This window comes from Streptomyces sp. SAJ15, assembly GCF_007595705.1.
Lineage (GTDB): Bacteria > Actinomycetota > Actinomycetes > Streptomycetales > Streptomycetaceae > Streptomyces.
The window spans coordinates 93,856-112,364 of the sequence record NZ_NISY01000005.1 but is presented as its reverse complement, the minus strand read 5'-3'; the positions used below and the strand labels follow the sequence as shown (position 1 = coordinate 112,364).

12 protein-coding genes and 1 pseudogene are annotated in these 18,509 nt (G+C 71.5%); 10 read left to right on the top strand and 3 right to left on the bottom strand.

Going from position 1 to position 18,509, the window contains the following annotated elements:
* Nucleotides 1-54: 54 nt before the first annotated feature.
* The 9 genes and pseudogenes from CD790_RS15795 to CD790_RS15755 all read left to right on the top strand — a co-directional run bounded on the left by CD790_RS15795 (nt 55) and on the right by CD790_RS15755 (nt 11,589).
* The gene (locus tag CD790_RS15795; RefSeq protein ID WP_144383867.1) at nt 55-942 is read left to right on the top strand and encodes a TauD/TfdA family dioxygenase; all 888 of its coding nucleotides are present in this window, start codon (nt 55-57) and stop codon (nt 940-942) included.
* Nucleotides 942-1,478, top strand: a complete 537-nt coding sequence (locus CD790_RS15790; RefSeq protein WP_144383866.1) for an FcoT family thioesterase — start codon at nt 942-944, stop codon at nt 1,476-1,478. Before CD790_RS15795 ends, CD790_RS15790 begins: the two co-directional genes overlap by 1 nt.
* A 64-nt stretch (nt 1,479-1,542) precedes the next feature.
* The gene (locus CD790_RS15785; protein ID WP_144383865.1) at nt 1,543-3,147 is read left to right on the top strand and encodes a fatty acid--CoA ligase; all 1,605 of its coding nucleotides are present in this window, start codon (nt 1,543-1,545) and stop codon (nt 3,145-3,147) included.
* 69 nt (nt 3,148-3,216) lie between these two features.
* The gene (locus tag CD790_RS15780) at nt 3,217-3,474 is read left to right on the top strand and encodes a phosphopantetheine-binding protein (RefSeq protein ID WP_144383864.1); all 258 of its coding nucleotides are present in this window, start codon (nt 3,217-3,219) and stop codon (nt 3,472-3,474) included.
* The gene (locus CD790_RS15775; RefSeq protein WP_313956513.1) at nt 3,461-7,906 is read left to right on the top strand and encodes an amino acid adenylation domain-containing protein; all 4,446 of its coding nucleotides are present in this window, start codon (nt 3,461-3,463) and stop codon (nt 7,904-7,906) included. Before CD790_RS15780 ends, CD790_RS15775 begins: the two co-directional genes overlap by 14 nt.
* A gap of 85 nt (nt 7,907-7,991) precedes the next feature.
* Entirely contained in the window at nt 7,992-9,029 is a 1,038-nt protein-coding gene (locus CD790_RS15770; RefSeq protein WP_144383863.1) for an ABC transporter substrate-binding protein, read from the top strand.
* A gap of 68 nt (nt 9,030-9,097) precedes the next feature.
* Complete coding sequence (locus CD790_RS15765) at nt 9,098-10,063, top strand: iron ABC transporter permease (RefSeq protein ID WP_144384099.1); 966 nt, start codon at nt 9,098-9,100, stop codon at nt 10,061-10,063.
* Nucleotides 10,060-10,842, top strand: a pseudogene (locus tag CD790_RS15760) (ABC transporter ATP-binding protein); the annotation flags it as partial. The gene CD790_RS15765 and the pseudogene CD790_RS15760, both read left to right, overlap by 4 nt.
* Before the next feature lie 201 nt (nt 10,843-11,043).
* Nucleotides 11,044-11,589: a GNAT family N-acetyltransferase gene (locus tag CD790_RS15755; protein ID WP_144383861.1), complete on the top strand. Its 546-nt coding sequence runs from the start codon at nt 11,044-11,046 to the stop codon at nt 11,587-11,589.
* 70 nt (nt 11,590-11,659) lie between these two features.
* Here the strand turns inward: CD790_RS15755 and gndA are convergent, their stop codons facing one another.
* The 3 genes from gndA to CD790_RS15740 all read right to left on the bottom strand — a co-directional run bounded on the left by gndA (nt 11,660) and on the right by CD790_RS15740 (nt 15,713).
* On the bottom strand, nt 11,660-13,117 hold the full coding sequence (gene gndA / locus CD790_RS15750; protein ID WP_144383860.1) for an NADP-dependent phosphogluconate dehydrogenase: 1,458 nt from the start codon (nt 13,115-13,117) through the stop codon (nt 11,660-11,662).
* 161 nt (nt 13,118-13,278) lie between these two features.
* On the bottom strand, nt 13,279-14,436 hold the full coding sequence (locus tag CD790_RS15745) for a serine hydrolase (RefSeq protein ID WP_260867645.1): 1,158 nt from the start codon (nt 14,434-14,436) through the stop codon (nt 13,279-13,281).
* Nucleotides 14,437-14,786: 350 nt separating this feature from the next.
* Complete coding sequence (locus CD790_RS15740; protein ID WP_186319040.1) at nt 14,787-15,713, bottom strand: helix-turn-helix transcriptional regulator; 927 nt, start codon at nt 15,711-15,713, stop codon at nt 14,787-14,789.
* Nucleotides 15,714-16,326: 613 nt separating this feature from the next.
* Between CD790_RS15740 and CD790_RS35220 the strand changes: the two genes are divergently transcribed.
* Entirely contained in the window at nt 16,327-18,495 is a 2,169-nt protein-coding gene (locus tag CD790_RS35220; RefSeq protein ID WP_144383858.1) for a type I polyketide synthase, read from the top strand.
* The last annotated feature ends 14 nt before the right edge of the window (nt 18,496-18,509 follow it).

The window sequence follows — 18,509 nt, the reverse complement described above, 5'->3', positions numbered from 1 at the left end:
GACCGGCGCCACATGCCGGTCCGCACCTCGCATCACGGAAGGCACACCAGAGTCATGGAAATCAAGCCGCAGGAAGGCAAGAAGCTCGGCGCGACCGTCGAGGGCTTCGACTACGCCACCGCCAGCGAGGCGGACATCGAGACCCTGAAGCAGACCATCTACACCAAGAAGATCGCCGTCCTGAAGAACCAGGACCTGTCGCCGCAGCAGTTCCTGGAGCTCGGCAAGCGACTCGGCACCCCGGTCACGTACTACGAGCCGATGTACCAGCACCCCGAGGTGCCCGAGGTCTTCGTCTCCTCCAACGTCCTCGAGGACGGCAAGCAGGTCGGCGTGCCCAAGACCGGCAAGTTCTGGCACGCCGACTACATGTTCATGCCCGACCCGTTCGGCATCACCCTGATCTACCCGCAGGTGATTCCGACCAAGAACCGCGGCACGTACTTCATCGACATGGGCCAGGCGTACGAGCGGCTGCCCGAGGACCTCAAGAACGAGATCCGCGGCACCAACTGCCAGCACTCCGTGCGCAAGTACTTCAAGATCCGCCCGTCGGACGTGTACCGCCCGATCTCCGAGATCATCGAGGAGGTCGAGACCAAGACCCCGCCGGCGCTGCACCCGACCACCTTCATCCACCCGATGACCGGTGAGACCATCCTCTACCTCGCCGAGGGCTTCACCATGAGCATCGAGGACGAGAAGGGCAAGACCTTCGAGAACGACCTGCTCAACCGGCTCTTCGAGGCCAGCGGTCAGCTCGACGACACCTTCACCCACGAGAACATCCACCTCCAGACCTTCGAGCAGGGCGACATGCTCGTCTGGGACAACCGCAGCCTCATCCACCGCGCGCTGCACACCAGCGCCCCCGAGCCGACGGTCTCGCACCGCGTCACCGTGCACGACTCCAAGAAGCTGTACGAGAAGGCCGCTTCCTGATGACGGCACAGACCGAGCTGGCTCCGGCGGAGGTCCATCCGTCGGACCCCGCTCTGCTGGCACAGGTGCTGCGGCCCTACAAGGACCACTGCAAGTACCTGCTGTCGGCCGATGTCTCGCTCACGTCCGGCCGTGCCTCCGCGAGTGCCGAGTTCGCGATACCCGAGTCGTGCTACATCGACGACACTGGGCATCTCAACGCGGTCGAAGTCAACATCTGTTACAACCAGATGATGTACTACCTGGTCGCCAAGTCGGTCGAGCAGGGACTGCTGGCGGAGTTCAAGTCCTGGACGATGGAGGACTACTGGAGGCATCAGCTTCCCGACATCCTCATCGCCCGGTTCAACAGCAACTTCCGGACCCCCATCAATCCCCGCTCGTTCTCCGGAGAGATGGAATTCGTCTCCGTGACCCGGCGGGCGCCCGGCGGCCGGAAACCCTTCCTCGTCGCTGAGACGTCCTATCGGTACCGGGACGCCGACGGCGGGCGGTGCGACGGCGAGGCGACGCTCGCCTTCGTCAACATCACATAGCAAATCCCTTTCCCGGGCGGGCGCCCTCGCGGCGTCCGCCCGGGGAGCCGACGCGGAGACGGACATGGCCGATTCCACCGGGACGCAAGCCCGCGACACCAGGCTGTACTTCCCCCACCTGCAGACCCTCGACGAGACCGTGCGTTTCCACGCCGAGCGCCAGCCGCAGACCGCGGCGGTGCGCTGCGAGGGGCGCTCCCTCAGCTATGCGCAGCTGCACCAGGAGAGCAACCGCATCGCCCACGCCCTGCGTGCGGCCGGGCTGAAGCCGGGCGCGCGCGTGGCGTACCTCGGCAAGGAGTCCGAGCACTACTACGAGATCCTCTTCGGCTGCGCCAAGAGCGAGACCGTCCTGGTGCCCATCAACTGGCGGCTGACCGCCCCCGAGGTGAGCCACATCCTCCAGGACTCCGGCAGCGAACTGCTCTTCCTGGAGGAGAGCTTCGCCCCGGTCCTGGAGCAGTTGGGCTCCGCCGCGCCGCGCACCGTGGTGCGGCTGGGCGCGACCGAGGCCGAACCGGACTCCTTCCCGGCCTGGAAGGCGACCCAGCCCGACACCGACCCGGCGGTCCGCGTCACGCCGGACACCCCGCTCGCCCAGCTCTACACCTCCGGCACCACCGGCCTGCCCAAGGGCGTGGTGCTCGCCCACCGCAGCTGCTTCGCCATCCGCGACGCGCTGGCCGGCGAGAACCTCGACTGGATCGACTGGCGCGAGGGCGACGTCGCCCTCATCGGCATCCCGGGCTTCCACGTCGGCGGACTGTGGTGGGCCACCCAGAACTTCAACGCGGGCGTGACCGTGGTCTCGATGCCGGCCTTCGCCGCCGGTGAGGCGGTGCGGCTCATCCGTGAGCTCGGGATCACCACCGCCTGCGTGGTGCCCGCCATGCTCCGGCTGCTGCTGGGTGAACCGGGCGTCACCCCGGAGGACTTCACCACCCTCCGCAAGATCGTCTACGGCGGGTCGCCGATCTCCGAGTCGCTGCTCGAAGAGAGCCTCGCCATGTTCGGCTGCGAGTTCGCGCAGATCTACGGGCTCACCGAGACCGGCAACACCGCGGTCTGTCTGCCCCCGGCCGACCATGTGCCCGGCGGCCCCCGGATGAAGGCCGCCGGCCACCCGTATCCCGGGATCGGCGCCAAGGTCATCGACGACAAGGGGCAGGAGCTGCCGATCGGCGAGGTCGGCGAGGTGTGCCTGCGCACCCCGGCCCGCATGGTCGAGTACTGGGGCCTGCCCGACAAGACCGCGGAGACCCTGGTCGACGGGTGGATCCACACCGGCGACGCCGGCTACATCGACGCCGACGGCTACGTCTTCATCAGCGACCGCATCAAGGACGCCATCATCGTCGCCGGCGAGAACGTCTACCCGGCCGAGATCGAGAACGTCCTGGAGCGACACCCGGGCGTCGCCGAGGCCGTGATCGTGGGGCGCCCCGACGAGCGCTGGGGCGAGACCGTGCACGCCTTCGTGGTGGCCGCCCCCGGCGACCGGCCCAGCCCGCGGGACCTGCACCGCTTCCTGGCGCAGCGCATCGCCAGCTTCAAGCTGCCCGCCAAGTACGAGTTCATCGACCATGTGCCGCGCAACCCCAGCGGGAAGATCCTGCGCCGGGAGCTGCGCGACCGCTTCTGGGGCGATTCGGAACGCAAGGTCAACTGATCCGGCATCCGCGTCCGCCGATCCCGGCATCACCCGGCATCGCATCCGAAGAGAGCAAGAGAGAACCACATGTCTGAGACCTTGACGCTGGAGACCTTCCGCGCCGACCTGGCGGAGTTCCTGCACCAGGCCCCCGAGGAGGTCGACCTGGAGGAGAACCCGCTGTTCGCCGGGTTGGACTCGCTGCGCATCGTCACCCTCGCCGAGCGCTGGCGGGACGCCGGGGTGCCGGTGACCTTCCTGGAGCTGGCCGAGCGCACCTCGTTCGCCCAGTGGTGGCAGCTGCTGTCGGACCGTCAGTCCGGAGGCGCACGTGCCGACGCCTGACCAGTCCGCGGCATCCGCGAAGACCACGGGGACCACGGGGACCGCGGAGCCGGCGGCGCGCCAGCCGCTGCTGGCCGCCATGGAGGGCCTGTGGAGCGGCCAGCAGCTGGACCTGGACAGCCCCGCGTACAACACGGCTGAGTACGTGCTGATCCACGGCCCGGTCGACACCGCCCTCTTCGACGAGGCGATACGCCGAGCGGTCGCCGAGTCCGAGGCGCTCAACATCCGCTTCGTCGTCGAGGACGGCCGCCCCTCCTACGTCGCCACCCCCGTCACCGACTGGGCGGTGCACCACGCCGACCTCACCGACCAGGGCGACCCGCACACCGCCGCCCGGGAGTGGATGGCGGCCGACATGGCCCGCCCGGTCGACCTGGAGCGCGACCCGCTCTTCGGCCACGCCCTCTTCAGGACCGGCGCCGAGGAGTACCTCTGGTACCACCGCGTCCACCACATCGCGCTCGACGGCTTCGGCCTGTCCCTGGTCGCCCGCCGGGTGGCCGAGGTCTACACCGCGCTGGCGGCGGGCGAGCCCGTCGGCGACAGCGGCTTCGGCACCCTGGCGTCGGTGCGCGAGGAGGATCTGGCCTACCAGAACTCCCCGCGCTTCGCCAAGGACCGCGCGTACTGGACCGAGCGCTACGCCGACCGGCCCGAGGTGGTCAGCCTCTCCGACCGCTCCGGACTGCCGGCGCGGGAGTTCCTGCGTCGGGTCACCGACCTGAGCCCCGAGGAGACCGAGGCGCTGCGCGCCAGGGCCCGCGAGCTGTCCGCGCCCTGGTCCGAGCTGCTGCTGGCGACCACCGTCGGCTATCTGCACCACGCCACCGGCGCCCCCGAGGTCGTCCTCAGCCTGCCCGTCATGGGCCGCCTGGGCTCCGTCGCGCTGCGCGTCCCCGCCTGCGTCCGCAACGTCCTCCCGCTGCGCGTCGCGGTCGGCCCCCAGGACACCCTCGGTGACCTGGTGGCGCGGGTCTCCGCCGAACTGCGCGCCGGCCTTCCGCACCAGCGCTACCGCTACGAGCACATCCGGCGCGACCTGAAGCTGGTCGGCGGGCAGCGTCGGCTGTCCGGCCCGGGCGTGAACATCATGCCCTTCGAGTACGACCTGCGCTTCGCCGGACACCGCTCCACCGTCCACAACGTCTCCGCGGGTCCCGTCGATGACCTGTCGGTCAACGTCTACGACCGCGCCGACGGCGCCCTGCGGATCGCCTTCGACGCCAACCCGGAGCTCTACGACGAGGCCGAGCTGGCCCGCCACCAGGAGGGGCTGCTCGCGCTGCTGCGCGCCCTCCTCGCCGACCCCGGCCGCGAGCTCGGCGCCGCCGAGGCGCCCGTGGCCACCACCGGGCGGGTGCTGGCCACCCTCGACGGCGGCCCGCTGCCGCGCCCGGCCCGCCCGGTGCTGGACCGCATCACCGAGCACGCGGTGCGACGAGGCGACGCCATCGCCCTCGAGCACGGGGACCGCCGGGTCAGCTACGCGCAACTGCTCGGCGAGGCACAGCACCTGGCCGGGCGGCTGGCCGAGCGGGAGATCGGCCCCGGCTCACTGGTGGCGCTCGCGCTCTCCCGTGGCGTCGACACCGTCACCGCCATCCTGGGCGTGCTGCTCTCCGGCGCCGCGTACTGGCCGGTCGACCCGGCCACGCCCGCGACCCGGCTGGCCGCGCTGCTCGACGACGCCGGCGCCGCGCTCGTCCTCACCGACGAGGCCCACGCGGCCGGGCTCCGCGCGACCGCGCAGGTGCCGCTGCTGCTGGTCGACGACGCGGGCGCCGTCCCGGCGAGCGAGGCCCCGGTCCGCGCCGCCCCGCCGGCGCAGCCCACGCCGGAGCAGCTCGCGTACGTCATCTACACCTCCGGCTCCACCGGGCAGCCCAAGGGCGTGGAGATCAGCCACGGCGCGCTGGCCCACTTCACGGCGGCCGCCGGGCTGCGCTACGGGCCGCAGACGCGCGACCGCGTGCTCCAGTTCGCGCCGCCGCAGTTCGATGCCAGTGTCGAGGAGATCTTCCTGACCCTGTGCACCGGCGCCACCCTGGTCATCCGCACCGAGGAGATGACCGAGTCCATACCCGGCTTCCTCGCGGCCTGCGAGCGGCTGCGGATCAGCATGCTGGACCTGCCGACGGCCTACTGGCACGAGCTGGCCTACGCGGTCTCCACCGGTGCCGCCACCCTGCCCGAGGCGGTGCACACCGTCATCATCGGCGGCGAGGCGGCGCTGCCCGAACGCGTCGACCGCTGGCGGGAGTCGGTGGGCACCTCGGTGCGGCTGTTCAACACCTACGGGCCGACCGAGGCGACCGTGGTCGCCACCGCCGCCGAGCTCCAGGACCCCGCGCTGAGCGCGGGCGACGTGCCGATCGGCACCCCGCTGCCGGGGCTGCGCGCCGTCCTCACCGAGGCGGCCGACGCCACCGACGACGACAGCGGCACCGTCGGCGAGCTCCACCTCGTCGGCGACGCGCTGGCGCTCGGCTACCGCGGCGCCCGCCAGCCGGACAACGCCCGCTTCGCCCCGCTGGACGGACTCCCGGACCGGCCGCGCGCCTACCGCACCGGCGACCTGGTGCGGATCGGCGAGGACGGACTGCTCCGGTTCGTCGGCCGAGTGGACGGCGAATTCAAGATCAGTGGCCATCGGGTGCACCCGGCAGAGGTCGAATCGATTCTGCTCGGCCACCCCGGGGTGCGTGAGGCCGCGGTCGTCGGCCAGATCCTCCCCGACGGCGGCCGGCGGCTCGCCGCCTACATCGTGCCCGCCGACGGTGCGGAGCCCGAAGCGGAACCCATCCGGGAACACCTGCGTGCCGCGCTGCCCGCCGCCGTGGTCCCCTCCGCCATCGAGTTCACCGACCGACTGCCGCGCACCGGCACCGGGAAGATCGACCGCAGGGCGCTGGCCGAAACCCGCTCCGCCGCGCCCCAGGCCATCGCCGACAGCGCCCCGGCGGCCGCGGCCGCCAGCCCGCTGGAGCGGACCATCATGGGCGTGTGGGCGCAGATCCTGGGCGCCGAGGACATCGCCCCGAGCGACGACGTCTTCGACCTGGGCGCCCAGTCCCTCCAGGCGATCCAGGTGGCCAACCGGCTCGGCGTCGAGCTGGACCGCGAGGTGAAGGTGGCCTGGCTGTTCCAGCACCCGACCGCGGCCGAACTGGCCGGCTTCCTGGAGCCGGCGGGCGAGGAGCGGACCAGCGAGGGCGGACTGCCGGCGGCGGTGCTCGCCGACGCCGTGCTGGACGAGGACATCCGGCCCGGGAACGCGACCCGTGCCGGCGGCGCGCCGCGCCGGATCCTGCTCACCGGCGCCACCGGCTTCGTCGGCTCCCACCTGCTGGCCGAACTCCTCGCCGGCACCGAGGCCGAGATCGTCTGCCCGGTGCGTGCGAGCGGCCCCGAGGAGGCCGCCGAGCGCGTCCGACGGGCGCTGGCCGACCAGCAACTGCCGCTCCCCGCCGACCCGGACCGGATCACGGCGGAGCCCGCCGACCTCGCCCGGCCGCACCTGGGCCTGACGCCCGAGCGCTTCGCCGAACTCGCCGAGAGCGTCGACGCGATCTACCACAACGCGGCGACGGTCAGCATCATGCGCGACTACGCCAGCCTGCGCGGCGCCAACACCGAGTCCACCCGGTGGCTGCTGCGGATGGCCGCCGCCCGCTCGGTGCCGCTGCACCTGGTCTCCACCCTGTCCACCACCCCGCCGCTGCGCCACGCCCCCGAGGTGACCGAGGAGTTCTTCGGCCCCCACCCCGGGCTGATCTACGGCTACCAGCAGTCCAAGTGGGCGTCCGAGCGGCTGCTGGAGCAGGCGGCCGAGCGCGGCCTGCCGGTCACCCTGCACCGCCTGGGCCGGATCGTCGGCCCGGCCGGCACCGGGTATGTCAACGAGCGGGACTTCCTGTGGAGCGTGCTGCGCGCGGGCATTCCGGCCGGCATCCTGCCCGAGCTGTTCGAGGCGGAGGTGTGGACCCCGGTCGACTTCGTGGCGCGGGCGGTCGTACGGCTGTCGAGCGCCGCGGACGGCGCGGGTGACCTGGTGTTCAACCACGCCCCCGTAGAGCCGGTGCGGCTGGCCGACCTCTACGGCTGGGTGCGGGAGTACGGCTACCCGGTGCGGTCGATGCCGCTGGCCCGGTGGCGTGCCGAACTGCCGCGCGTCGCCGACGTGGCGGCCACCACGCTCGCCTTCTTCGACTCCTCGGACGACGCCCAGACCGAGAGCGGGGAAAGCGAGGAGGTGGACCTGCGGCTGGGGCGGGTGCGCGCGGACCATGTCCTGCGCGGCCTCGCGGGCACCGGCGTCTCCTGCCCGGAGATCGACCGGACCCTGGTGTTCCGTTACCTTGATCACTGTGTGAAGGCCGGAATCCTGCCGCAGCCGCCCACGGACGGCGGTGAGCACGAAAAGTCCTGACCGCCCGGGTGAACCCGGGGAACTGGGGCGGACCGTGCCACGACTATTGGTACATAGTCCGTCCCAGTTCCCCGAGGAGCCCCCGATGCTGAACAGACGACTCGTGGCCGCGGTCATGGCCGGAGGTCTCTCCCTGACCGCCGTCGCCTGCGGTTCCTCGTCGTCCGACGACGACAAGCCGAAGGCGGGCGGCACGGGGGGCAAGGGATACCCGGTGACCCTCGAGAACTGCGGCCGGTCCACCACCTACACCAAGGCCCCCAGCCGGGTCGTGGTGATGAACGGCGCCTCCGTGGCCGAGGTCTCCACCCTGCTCGCCCTGGGCGTCGGCGACCGCATCGTCGCCAACCAGCAGTCGTACGGGCAGTCGGAGGTCGAGGGCCGGGCCGAGAAGATCGCCAAGTTGCCCACCGGCGACATCAAGCCCAACGACGCCTTCGACGTCCCGCGCGAGTCGATGCTGGGCCTCCGCCCCGACCTGGTCGTCTCCACCACCGCCTACGGCTTCAAGTCCGAGAACGGCTTCGCCACCCGCGACGACCTCTCCTCCGTCGGCGCCAACACCTACATCTCGCCCCAGGGCTGCGACGAGGACACCTCCGGGATGCGCATCGACGACAGCTACACGCTGCTGCGCGACCTCGGCAAAATCTTCCAGAAGCAGGACCGCGCCGAAGAGCTCATCGCCGCGTCCAAGAAGAAGATCGACGCCGTGGCCGCCAAGGTGAAGGGCGAGAAGCAGCCCCGCGTGATGGTGGTCTTCTCCAACATGCAGATGGGCACCAACGACTTCAGCGCCGTGGCCGCCAACGGCATCTGGAACGACATCCTCGCCAAGTCCGGCGGCACCAACGCGTTCTCCTCCGTCACCGAGAACACCTTCGCCGACCTCAGCAAGGAGAAGGTCGCCGCGGAGTCCGTCGACGCCCTCGTCGTCATCGGTTACCAGGACAAGAACCCGGCGGCCTACGCCCGCAAACTGCTCAAGGAGTTCCCCCAGTGGCCGGCCGCCAAGAACAACCGGTACGTGACGCTGTCCGACTCGGCCTACCTCGGTCCGAGCAACGACCTGGCGGTCGACCGGATCGCCCGGATGCTGCACCCCGACGCCTTCAAGGAGTGACCTCCCCGGGCCGGCGGGCCCCCCTCCTGCCGACCCTGGCCCTCCTGCTCGTCACGCTGGCGGCGGTGATGGTGATCGCCGTCAGCATCGGCGCGGTCAACGTGCCGCTGCGCGACGTGTGGAGCATCATCTGGCACCACCTCAGCGGCGACGGACGGGTGGCCGACCCCGCCCTGGACCAGATCGTCTGGAACTTCCGCACCCCGCGTGTGGTCCTCGCGGCCCTGGTCGGCGCGGGGTTGGCGGTCTCCGGCGTGGTGCTCCAGGCGGTGGTCGCCAACCCGCTGGCCGACCCGTACGTGCTCGGCGTCTCCTCCGGCGCCTCGCTCGGGGCGGTCATCGTCTTCACCACCACCGCCGGCGCGCTGGGCGGTCTCGGCGTCTCCACGGCCGCCTTCCTCGGCGCCATCGGCGCCATGGTGCTGGTCTTCCTGCTCGGCCAGAAGCGGGGGCGGCTGGCCCCCACCCGGCTGGTGCTGTCCGGCGTGGCGGTCGGCTATCTGCTGCTCGCCGCGACCAGCTACCTCCAACTCCGCGCCACCCCCACCGAGCTGCGCACCGTGATGTTCTGGATGCTGGGCAGCGTGGCCGGAGCCAAGTGGGAGCAACTGCCCATCGTCACCACCGTGGTCCTCACCACGACCGTGGCCCTGGCCCTGTTCGGCCGCCGGCTCAACGCCCTGCTGGCGGGCGACGAGTCGGCGACCGCCCTCGGCGTCGACGTACACCGGCTGCGCGCCGTGCTGCTGGTGCTCGCTTCCCTGCTCACCGGCACGGTCATCGCGGTCGCCGGCGGCATCGGCTTCGTCGGCCTGATGATCCCGCACCTGGTGCGACTCGCCGTCGGGGCGGACCACCGCAGACTGCTGCCGCTGGCCGCCGTCGTCGGCGCGACCTACCTGGTCCTGGTGGACCTGCTCTCCCGCACCCTGACCCGGCCCAACGAACTCCCGCTCGGCATCCTGACCGCGCTGTTCGGCGCGCCCTTCTTCCTCTGGCTGCTGCGGCGCAACAAGAGCCTGGACTCCGTATGAAACTGACCGTGGAACAGCTCCATGTCACCCTGGACAAGCAGCCGATCCTGAGTGACGTGAGCCTGGAGGCGAACAAGGGCGACATCGTCGGTCTGGTGGGACCCAACGGCAGCGGCAAGTCCACGCTGCTGCGCGCCGTCTACCGCTCGCTGCGCCCCGAGCGGGGCGTGGTGCGGGTGGACGGCGACGACGTGTGGAGCCTCTCACCGCGGGCCGCCGCCCGACGCACGGCGGCGGTGCTCCAGGACGGCGGCGGCAGCCCCACCGGACTCCGCGTCCGGGAGATCGTCGCACTGGGCCGCACCCCGCACCACGGGCTGCTGGGCAGGGAGGGCGCCGAGGACCACCGGGTGGTGGAGGAGGCCCTGGACCGCTGCGGCGCCCGGCCGCTGGCCGACCGGGACTTCGTCTCCCTCTCCGGCGGCGAACGGCAGCGGGTGCTGCTGGCCCGAGCGCTCGCCCAGGACCCCAGGCTGCTGGTGCTGGACGAGCTCACCAACCACCTCGACATCCGGGCCCGCTTCGAGGTGCTGGAACTGATCCGGGCCACCGGCACCACCACCCTGGCCGTGCTGCACGACCTGGATCTGGCGGTGCGCCTCTGCGACCAACTGGTCGTCCTACACGAGGGCGCGGTCGTCGCCGCCGGCCCCGTCCTCGACGTGCTCACCCCCGAGATCCTGCGCACCGTCTTCGGCGTGGTGGCCCGCACCGAGCGCCACGCCGACGGCGTCATCCGCGTCACCTACGGGGCCCAGCCGCTGGCGGCGCGGGCGCCACGGGAGCCGGAGCCGGCGGAGGCGCCACGGACCACGGACACCTCGCGGGCGTCGGACGACATGCCGCACGCGTCGCCCGCCGCGCCGCCGGCGTCGGACGTGCCCCGGGCCCCGGACCTGCCCGAGCCGTCGGATGTGCCGGCCTGACTCCACGGCGAAATCGGCTGGTCGCCGTGGAGCGGTCTGTGCTTTCCTCCCGAGGTGAACAGTGAGAGACCTGGAGAGCCCGGCAGGCGGCCCGGCCGCGCGGTCCGTCGGAGGACCGGCGGTGATCTCCCGGACTGCGTGCGGCTCCTCGCCGAGGTCCACCGGAGCGACGGCTATCCGGTGAACTGGCCCGAACGGCCCGAGGAGTGGCTCTCCCGGGCCTCCTCGCTGGGCGCCTGGGTCGCCACCCTCGACGGTCGCCTCGCGGGCCACATCAGCCTCTCCCACAGCGGGGAGGGCGATCTGGCTCCCGGGCTGTGGAGCGAGCGGAACGGCACGGGCCCCGAGCGCGCCGCGGTCGTCGGCCGGCTGTTCGTCGCTCCCCGTGCGCGGGGGCACGGCCTCGGCGCCCTGCTGATCGACCGGGCGGTGCGGGAGTCCCGGAGCCACGGCCTGCACCCGGTGCTCGACGTCGTGGCCTCCGACACGGCCGCGGCCGCCCTCTACGAGCGGCTGGGGTGGCGGCGGATGGCCACGGTCGAGCAACGGTGGGACCCGCGGCGGACGGTGGCCGTCCACTGCTACGCGGCGGCGCCCTGACGCCCCGGGCCGCGCGACGGTCGGGCACGACCCCGCCGCCCCGAGGACCGCGGGGCCGTCGAGGGGCGGCCTACGACTCCACCTCCCGGCGGTCCTCGGACCACAGCGTGTGGAAGGTCCCCTCGCGGTCGGCGCGCTGGTAGGTGTGCGCGCCGAAGAAGTCGCGCTGCGCCTGGGTGAGCGCCGCCGGCAGCCGGTCGGCGCGCAGCGCGTCGTAGTAGGCGAGCGCGGCGGAGAACCCGGGGGTGGGCACGCCGTGCCGGGCGGCGGCCGCGACCACCGAACGCCAGTCGGCCTGGGCGTGCCCGATCTCGTCGGCGAAGCGCTGGTCCGCCAGCAGGCTGGGCAGCGCCGGATCGGCGGCGAAGGCGCTGCGGATGTGGTCCAGGAAGGCCGCGCGGATGATGCAGCCGCCGCGCCAGATCGCGGCGATCGCGCCCAGGTCGATGTCCCAGCCGTACTCCGCGGACGCCGCCTGGATCATGTTCCAGCCCTGGGCGTAGGACATGATCTTCGAGGCGTACAGCGCCTGCTCCACCCGCTGTGCGAAGTGCTCCGCGTCCTCGCCCTCCAGCTCCGGCCCCTCGGGCCCCGGCAGCGCGGCGGCGGCCTTCCGCAACTCGGTGTGCCCGGACAGCGACCGCGCGAAGACCGCCTCGGCGATCCCGGGGACGGGCGCCCCCAGGTCGAGCGCCGTCTGCACGGTCCACCGCCCGGTGCCCTTCTGCTCGGCCCGGTCGGCCACCACGTCCACGAACGGCTCGCCGGTCCCCGCGTCGGTGTGCGCCAAGACCTCCGCGGTGATCTCGATGAGATACGAGTCCAGCCTCCCGGCGTTCCACTCCCGGAAGACCTCCGCGATCCGCGCCGGCTCGTAACCGGCCACCTGACGCAACAGGTCGTACGCCTCGGCGATCAGCTGCATGTCGGCGTACTCGATGCCGTTGTGCACCATCTTGACGAAGTGACCGGCGCCGTCGGTCCCGATGTGGGTGCAGCAGGGCGCGCCGTCCTTGGCCTTGGCGGCGATGTCCTCGAACAGCGGCCCGAGGGACGCGTAGGACTCGGCCGATCCGCCGGGCATGATGCTGGGCCCGTGGAGCGCCCCCTCCTCGCCGCCGGAGATGCCGGTGCCGACGAAGTGGATGCCGCGTCCACGCAGCGCCTTCTCACGGCGCCGGGTGTCGAGGAAGTGCGCGTTTCCGCCGTCGATGATCATGTCGCCTTCCTCGAGGAGAGGTGCGAACTCCTCGATGACGGCGTCGGTGGCCTCCCCGGCCTTCACCATGATCATCAGCTTGCGGGGCCTCCGCAGCGCGGCCACGAACTCCTCGGCGGTCTCGGTGGGGACGAAGTCCCCCTCGTGGCCGTGCTGCTCGATCAGCGCCTTGGTTCTGGCGTGGGTGCGGTTGTGAAGGGCGACGGTGTGTCCGTGGCGGGCGAGGTTACGGGCGAGATTGCTCCCCATGACGGCGAGCCCGGTGACGCCGATGTGCGCGGTGGCGGTGGGGGAGGGGTTGCTGGGCATGACGGTCTTCCACTCCTGTCGCGTGCGTCGAAGGCTTGCGCGAGGCGTCAACGCCGGGGGCTTCGAGGATCTTCCTCGCGGGGCGGCCCGGAATCGCGTGGCCATGGTCGCACGGGGGTGGCCGGGGGATGGGGCACGTGTGAGGAGTGGGGGCGGGCGTGTCACCTCGGTGACGGCGGTCCCGGGGTGTCTCCGTCACCGCACATCGCCCGCCGGTACAGCGTCGACAGCGCGTCGTCGACGGGGTGGCGCCGCGGCTTCCCCGAGGAGTCCAGCGTGTGCCACCTCTGGAGGTTGACCGCGACGGACATCTGACGCCTGCCGTCGGCCCGGGTCAGGGACATCGTTCCGGCCCCCCAGACCGTGCCGTCGTGGCCCCAGAAGGTGCCGCAACCCGGGATGTCGACCCTGTGCAGGCCGAGGCCGTACTCGATCGTCGACCCGTCCAGGGCGCGGACCGGGATGGTGCGCCGCATCTGCGCCAGCGACGAACGGTTGACGATCCCGCCGTCGAGCAGCCTGGCGTAGAAGCGGTTGAGGTCCTCCATGGTCGACACGAGGGCGGCGCCCGTCCCCGTCCAGGACATGTTGTAGACGCTGTAGTCGCGGGGCGGGTCGACCACACCGTAGAAGCCCTCGTACATCCGCGAGTGCGGCCCCTTGACGCGCGTCCCGGTCGGGAACCCGGTGTGCCGGAGCCCGGCACGCTCGATGACGTTCTGGGTGATGTACTTCTCGGCCGTGGTACCGGTCACCCGCTCCAGGAGTTGACCGAGGAGCAGGTAGTTGGTGTTGGAGTACACCCCCGTGGGGCCTCCGGGCTCGCCGGCGGGAGGCGCCGCGAGCCCCAGCTCGATCAGCTCGGCCGGGCGGAACTCCCGGAACCGGTTGTCGTCCAGGCTCTTCGGCGACATGTCCGGCAGGGACGGGAACCCCTGGAGGGACGGGAACGCGTAGGGGATGTAGTCGGGGAGGCCGCTGGTGTGGTTGAGCAGCATCCGCACCGTGATCCTCCTGCCGCGCTCGCCCGGCACCAGGTGCGGCAGATAGCCGCCGATCGGCGCGTCGAGCCGGATCCGACCCCGCTCGACCTGCTGCATGACCGCGGCGGCGGTGAAGGTCTTGGTGATGCTGCCGACGCGGTGCCGCATGTCGGCCCGGACGGGCCGGCCGGTCTCGACATCGGCGACCCCGGAGGCCCCACGCCAGGTCCGGCCGGCCTCACGCACCTCGGCGTACACCCCGGGGACCCCCGCGCGGTGCACACCGTCCAGGGCGGATTGCAGCTCCGCGTGATCGAGGCCGGTCGCCGGGCTCATGCCGCCGGCCGGCACCTCCCTGGTCTCCTCGGGCGCGGGAACCGCCGCCACCGTGCCCGCACACACACCCAGCGCGGCCACGCATCCACAGATCGCCAGTCGCATCCTCACCACGTCCGTCCTTTCACGATCGTCGCCGTTCTTCGAGCTTCGGGTTCATGACGACGATCATCACGGCCGTGCCCCAGGGGGGTCAGCCGCCAACCGTCGCGCGTCCCACCCCGATCGCGCGCCGATCGGCGCGGCTGATCAGCCGTCGGACGCGGGACGGCACGCGGGCTCGGCGGGTTCGGCGGCGGGTTGGAAGCCGTGGGTCGGGAGCCGGACGGCCAGCGCGACCTCCCGGGCGCTCAGAGGCTGGTGGCCATGGGGGACAACCCCGCCGCTCGCCGTGGGCGCGGGCTGGGCTTGGCGGGAGGGGGCTCGGTGGGGATGAGGCCGCACGCCTGGGCGCGCAGCACGGTGGAGACGCGGTCCTTGGTGCCGAGCTTGCGGTAGATGCTCTCGATGTGCTTCTGCGCGGTGCGGACGGAAATGCCGAGGCGGCGGCCGATCGTGGCGGCGGTGAGCGCGTCGGCGAGGAGGACCAGCACGGTGATCTCACGCGGCGTCAGGCGGGCCTCCACGGCCCCCTTGGCCGGAGTGACGCCGGCCTCGCCGTCGGGTCCGGGGCGCGGCCCCGCAGCAGTGTCGGCGGCTCGCCCGCGAGCGGCGGAGTGAGGCGCCTCGTCGGCTTTTTCGTCGGGGGCGTCGGCCCCGAACGCGCGCCAGCGGTGCAGTCGGGTGACCTGTCTGTCGACCCCGGCGAGAAGTGGTTGTACTCGCCGAGCATAGGCCAGGTGGTCGTCGGTGAACCCGCTGCCCGAGCGATACACGAGTAATCCTCTAACGGGCTTGGAGGAATCGGTGAGCGGGAGCGCCAGGATGTGGTCCGCGGCCAATGCCTTTCGCATCAGTGCCGCCGCGTTGCTGTTTCGCCATTCAGCCTCACCCAGGACCTGGCAGGCGGTTACCGGTGTCCGGTCCGTGGAAGAAGCATAGTGTTGCGCGATGGGGTAGCAGTGACGGAGTAATCGCTGACTGTAATCGCCGGCGCGGTTCTCGCGCGAACCGTCGGGCATCCAGTGGGTGACGCCCGCGGGGCCTGTCCATTCCTTGGACGCGGACTCCAGAACGAGGAACTCTCCGCCGCAGGCGCGGAGTAACTCGACGACGATCGGCGGCCACAGCTGTCCCGGGTCGTGCTCGTGAAGTGCCGTGATGGCAAGGTCGAGCATGCGTTCATGATCATCCGATGGCCTGTATGACACCGTTTCCCCCGTTGTCGATACGTACATTTACTTATACCAGGAGCGCCGTCCCTCGGGTGAGGCTGAGAGGGCCGGAGGTTGGGGAGTTGGACAACGCCGCGCGCCTATGTCAGGTCCATGCGCAAAGCGGGTGAAGGGTTGGTCAGAACCGATTCTAGGGGACGGTGCTCCGTCGCCGTTCATCGGTGGGTATGGCGGTCGGATCCGAAATCCATGGCAAAGGTGCTGTGGGCATTCTGAATATTCGGAATTAAACCATCCGGCCGTGTGGACCACCTGATATCCGGGCCGCTTTCGGCTTTCCCGGCAGGTCCCAGGACAGACCCGGAACGACACGGCTTCCGTGCGACGTATCCCGTCGGGCCATGCGACTTCGTGTCGACTCCGCCCCTGGACTCGCACTGTTCCCGTGCTCGGTGTGTGGTCGCCGACCCTGACGACGGCTCATCGGCGAGCCGTGTCGAGGCGTGGACCGGTGCCCGGCCGCCGAGCGCGCCGACCCGGACGGCCCAACAGAACGTGGCATGAGAACAGTCGAACGCGTGGCTGCCCCTGGGCGCCCGAACGTGGAGGAGTAGTCATGGCCGCCGATAAGAACGACCTCGTCGGGGCCCTCCGGAAGTCGCTCAAGGAGACCGAGCGCCTCCGGCGGCAGAACCAACAGCTCCTCGATCGTGCGAGCGAGCCGCTGGCGATCGTCGGCATGAGTTGCCGGTTCCCGGGCGGGGTGACGTCACCGGACGAGCTGTGGGAGCTGGTGGCCGAACGGCGCATCGGCACCACCGAGTTCCCCGGCGACCGTGGCTGGGACCTGGAGCGGCTCTACGACCCGGATCCGGACCATCCCGGCACCTCGTACACGCGCGAGGGCGGGTTCCTGGACCGGGCGGGCGAGTTCGACGCGGAGTTCTTCGGGATCAGCCCGCGCGAGGCGCTGGCGATGGACCCCCAGCAACGGCTGTTGCTCGAGGGCGCCTGGGAGGCGTTCGAGGACGCGGGCATCGATCCCACCTCCCTGCGGGGCAGCGACACCGGCGTCTTCTGCGGCGTGATGTTCCAGGACTACGGATTCGTCGCGGGGATGAGCGACCGCAGCGCCGAGATCGAGGGCTACCTCCCGACCGCCGCCGCCGGCAGCGTCGCCTCCGGACGGGTCAGCTACACCTTCGGGTTCGAGGGGCCGGCGGTGTCGGTGGACACGGCCTGCTCCTCCTCGCTCGTCGCGGTGGACCTGGCCATCAAGTCCCTGCGGTCGAGGGAGTGCTCGCTGGCGCTGGTGGGCGGAGTGACCGTGCTCCCGCGGCCGAACAACTTCGTGGAGTTCAGCCGGCAGCGGGCGCTGTCGCCGGACGGCCGCTGCAAGGCGTACGCGGCGGCCGCGGACGGTGTCGCCTGGGCCGAGGGCATGGGACTGCTGCTGCTCGAGCGGCTGTCGGACGCGCGGCGCAACGGGCACCGGGTGTTGGCCGTGGTGCGGGGCAGCGCGGTGAACCAGGACGGTGCGAGCAACGGTCTGACGGCGCCGAACGGTCCGTCGCAGGAGCGGGTGATCCGGCAGGCGCTGACGAACGCGGGGCTCGGCCCGGCGGACGTGGACGCGGTGGAGGGGCACGGCACCGGCACCAAGCTCGGTGACCCGATCGAGGCGGAAGCCCTGCTGGCGACCTACGGCCGCGAGCGGACCCACGGCCCCCTGAAGCTGGGGTCCGTCAAGTCGAACTTCGGGCACACGATGGCGGCGGCCGGTGTGGCCGGCGTGATCAAGATGGTGATGGCGCTGCGACGCGGGGTGCTGCCCGCCACGCTGCACGTGGATGCGCCGTCGCCGCACGTGGACTGGGCCTCGGGCGAGGTCGAGCTGCTGACCGAGGCCCAGGAGTGGCCGGCCTCGGAGCGGCCGCGGCGCGCGGGCGTGTCGTCGTTCGGGATCAGCGGCACCAACGCGCACGTGATCCTCGAGGAGGCCCCGGCCACGGACCATGAGCCGGCCGAAGACGAGAGCGAGCCTCGACCGCCGTCGGTGGTGCCGGTGCTGCTCTCCGCGCGGAGTGAGGCGGCACTGCGGCACCAGGCCGACCGCCTGCGGGCCCACATGATCGAGTACCCGGACGTCCCCGTCGTGGACATCGGCTTCTCGTCGGTGATGACGCGGGCGCAGCTGGAGCGCCGCGCCGTGGTGGTGGCGACGGACCGCGGCGCCCTGCTGACCGGCCTCGGAGCGCTCACCGCGGGCGACCCCGCGACACATGTGGTCGAGGGCAGGTCGGTGGGTGGGAAGGCGGTGTTCGTCTTCCCGGGTCAGGGTGCTCAGTGGGTGGGTATGGCGGTGGAGTTGTTGGACTCCTCGTCGGTGTTCGCGGAGTCGATCGCGGCGTGTGGTGAGGCGCTGTCGGAGTTCGTGGATTGGCGTCTTGAGGATGTGTTGCGGTCGGTGGAGGGGGCGCCGTCGCTGGAGCGGGTGGATGTGGTGCAGCCCGCGTTGTGGGCGGTGATGGTGTCCCTGGCCGGGCTGTGGCGGTCGTATGGGGTGGAGCCGTCGGCGGTGGTGGGTCACTCGCAGGGTGAGATCGCCGCGGCGTGTGTGGCCGGTGGTCTGTCGCTGGGTGATGGTGCTCGGGTGGTGGCGTTGCGGAGTCGTCTGGTGCGTGAGCGTCTTGGCGGGTCTGGGTGGGATGGTGTCGGTGGCGTTGCCGGTGGAGCGGGTGGAGGAGTTGCTCGTTCCGTATCGGGGTCGGGTGTCGGTGGCTGATCGCGCTGTGCGAG

Coding starts and splice junctions, on each gene's coding strand:
- CD790_RS15765 (WP_144384099.1), top strand. CDS start 9,098: ATGGTGATCGCCGTCAGCATCGGCGCGGTCAACGTGCCGCTGCGCGAC.
- CD790_RS15745 (WP_260867645.1), bottom strand. CDS start 14,436: ATGAGCCCGGCGACCGGCCTCGATCACGCGGAGCTGCAATCCGCCCTG.
- CD790_RS15770 (WP_144383863.1), top strand. CDS start 7,992: ATGCTGAACAGACGACTCGTGGCCGCGGTCATGGCCGGAGGTCTCTCC.
- CD790_RS35220 (WP_144383858.1), top strand. CDS start 16,327: ATGGCCGCCGATAAGAACGACCTCGTCGGGGCCCTCCGGAAGTCGCTC.
- gndA (WP_144383860.1), bottom strand. CDS start 13,117: ATGCCCAGCAACCCCTCCCCCACCGCCACCGCGCACATCGGCGTCACC.
- CD790_RS15790 (WP_144383866.1), top strand. CDS start 942: ATGACGGCACAGACCGAGCTGGCTCCGGCGGAGGTCCATCCGTCGGAC.
- CD790_RS15780 (WP_144383864.1), top strand. CDS start 3,217: ATGTCTGAGACCTTGACGCTGGAGACCTTCCGCGCCGACCTGGCGGAG.
- CD790_RS15795 (WP_144383867.1), top strand. CDS start 55: ATGGAAATCAAGCCGCAGGAAGGCAAGAAGCTCGGCGCGACCGTCGAG.
- CD790_RS15785 (WP_144383865.1), top strand. CDS start 1,543: ATGGCCGATTCCACCGGGACGCAAGCCCGCGACACCAGGCTGTACTTC.
- CD790_RS15740 (WP_186319040.1), bottom strand. CDS start 15,713: ATGCTCGACCTTGCCATCACGGCACTTCACGAGCACGACCCGGGACAG.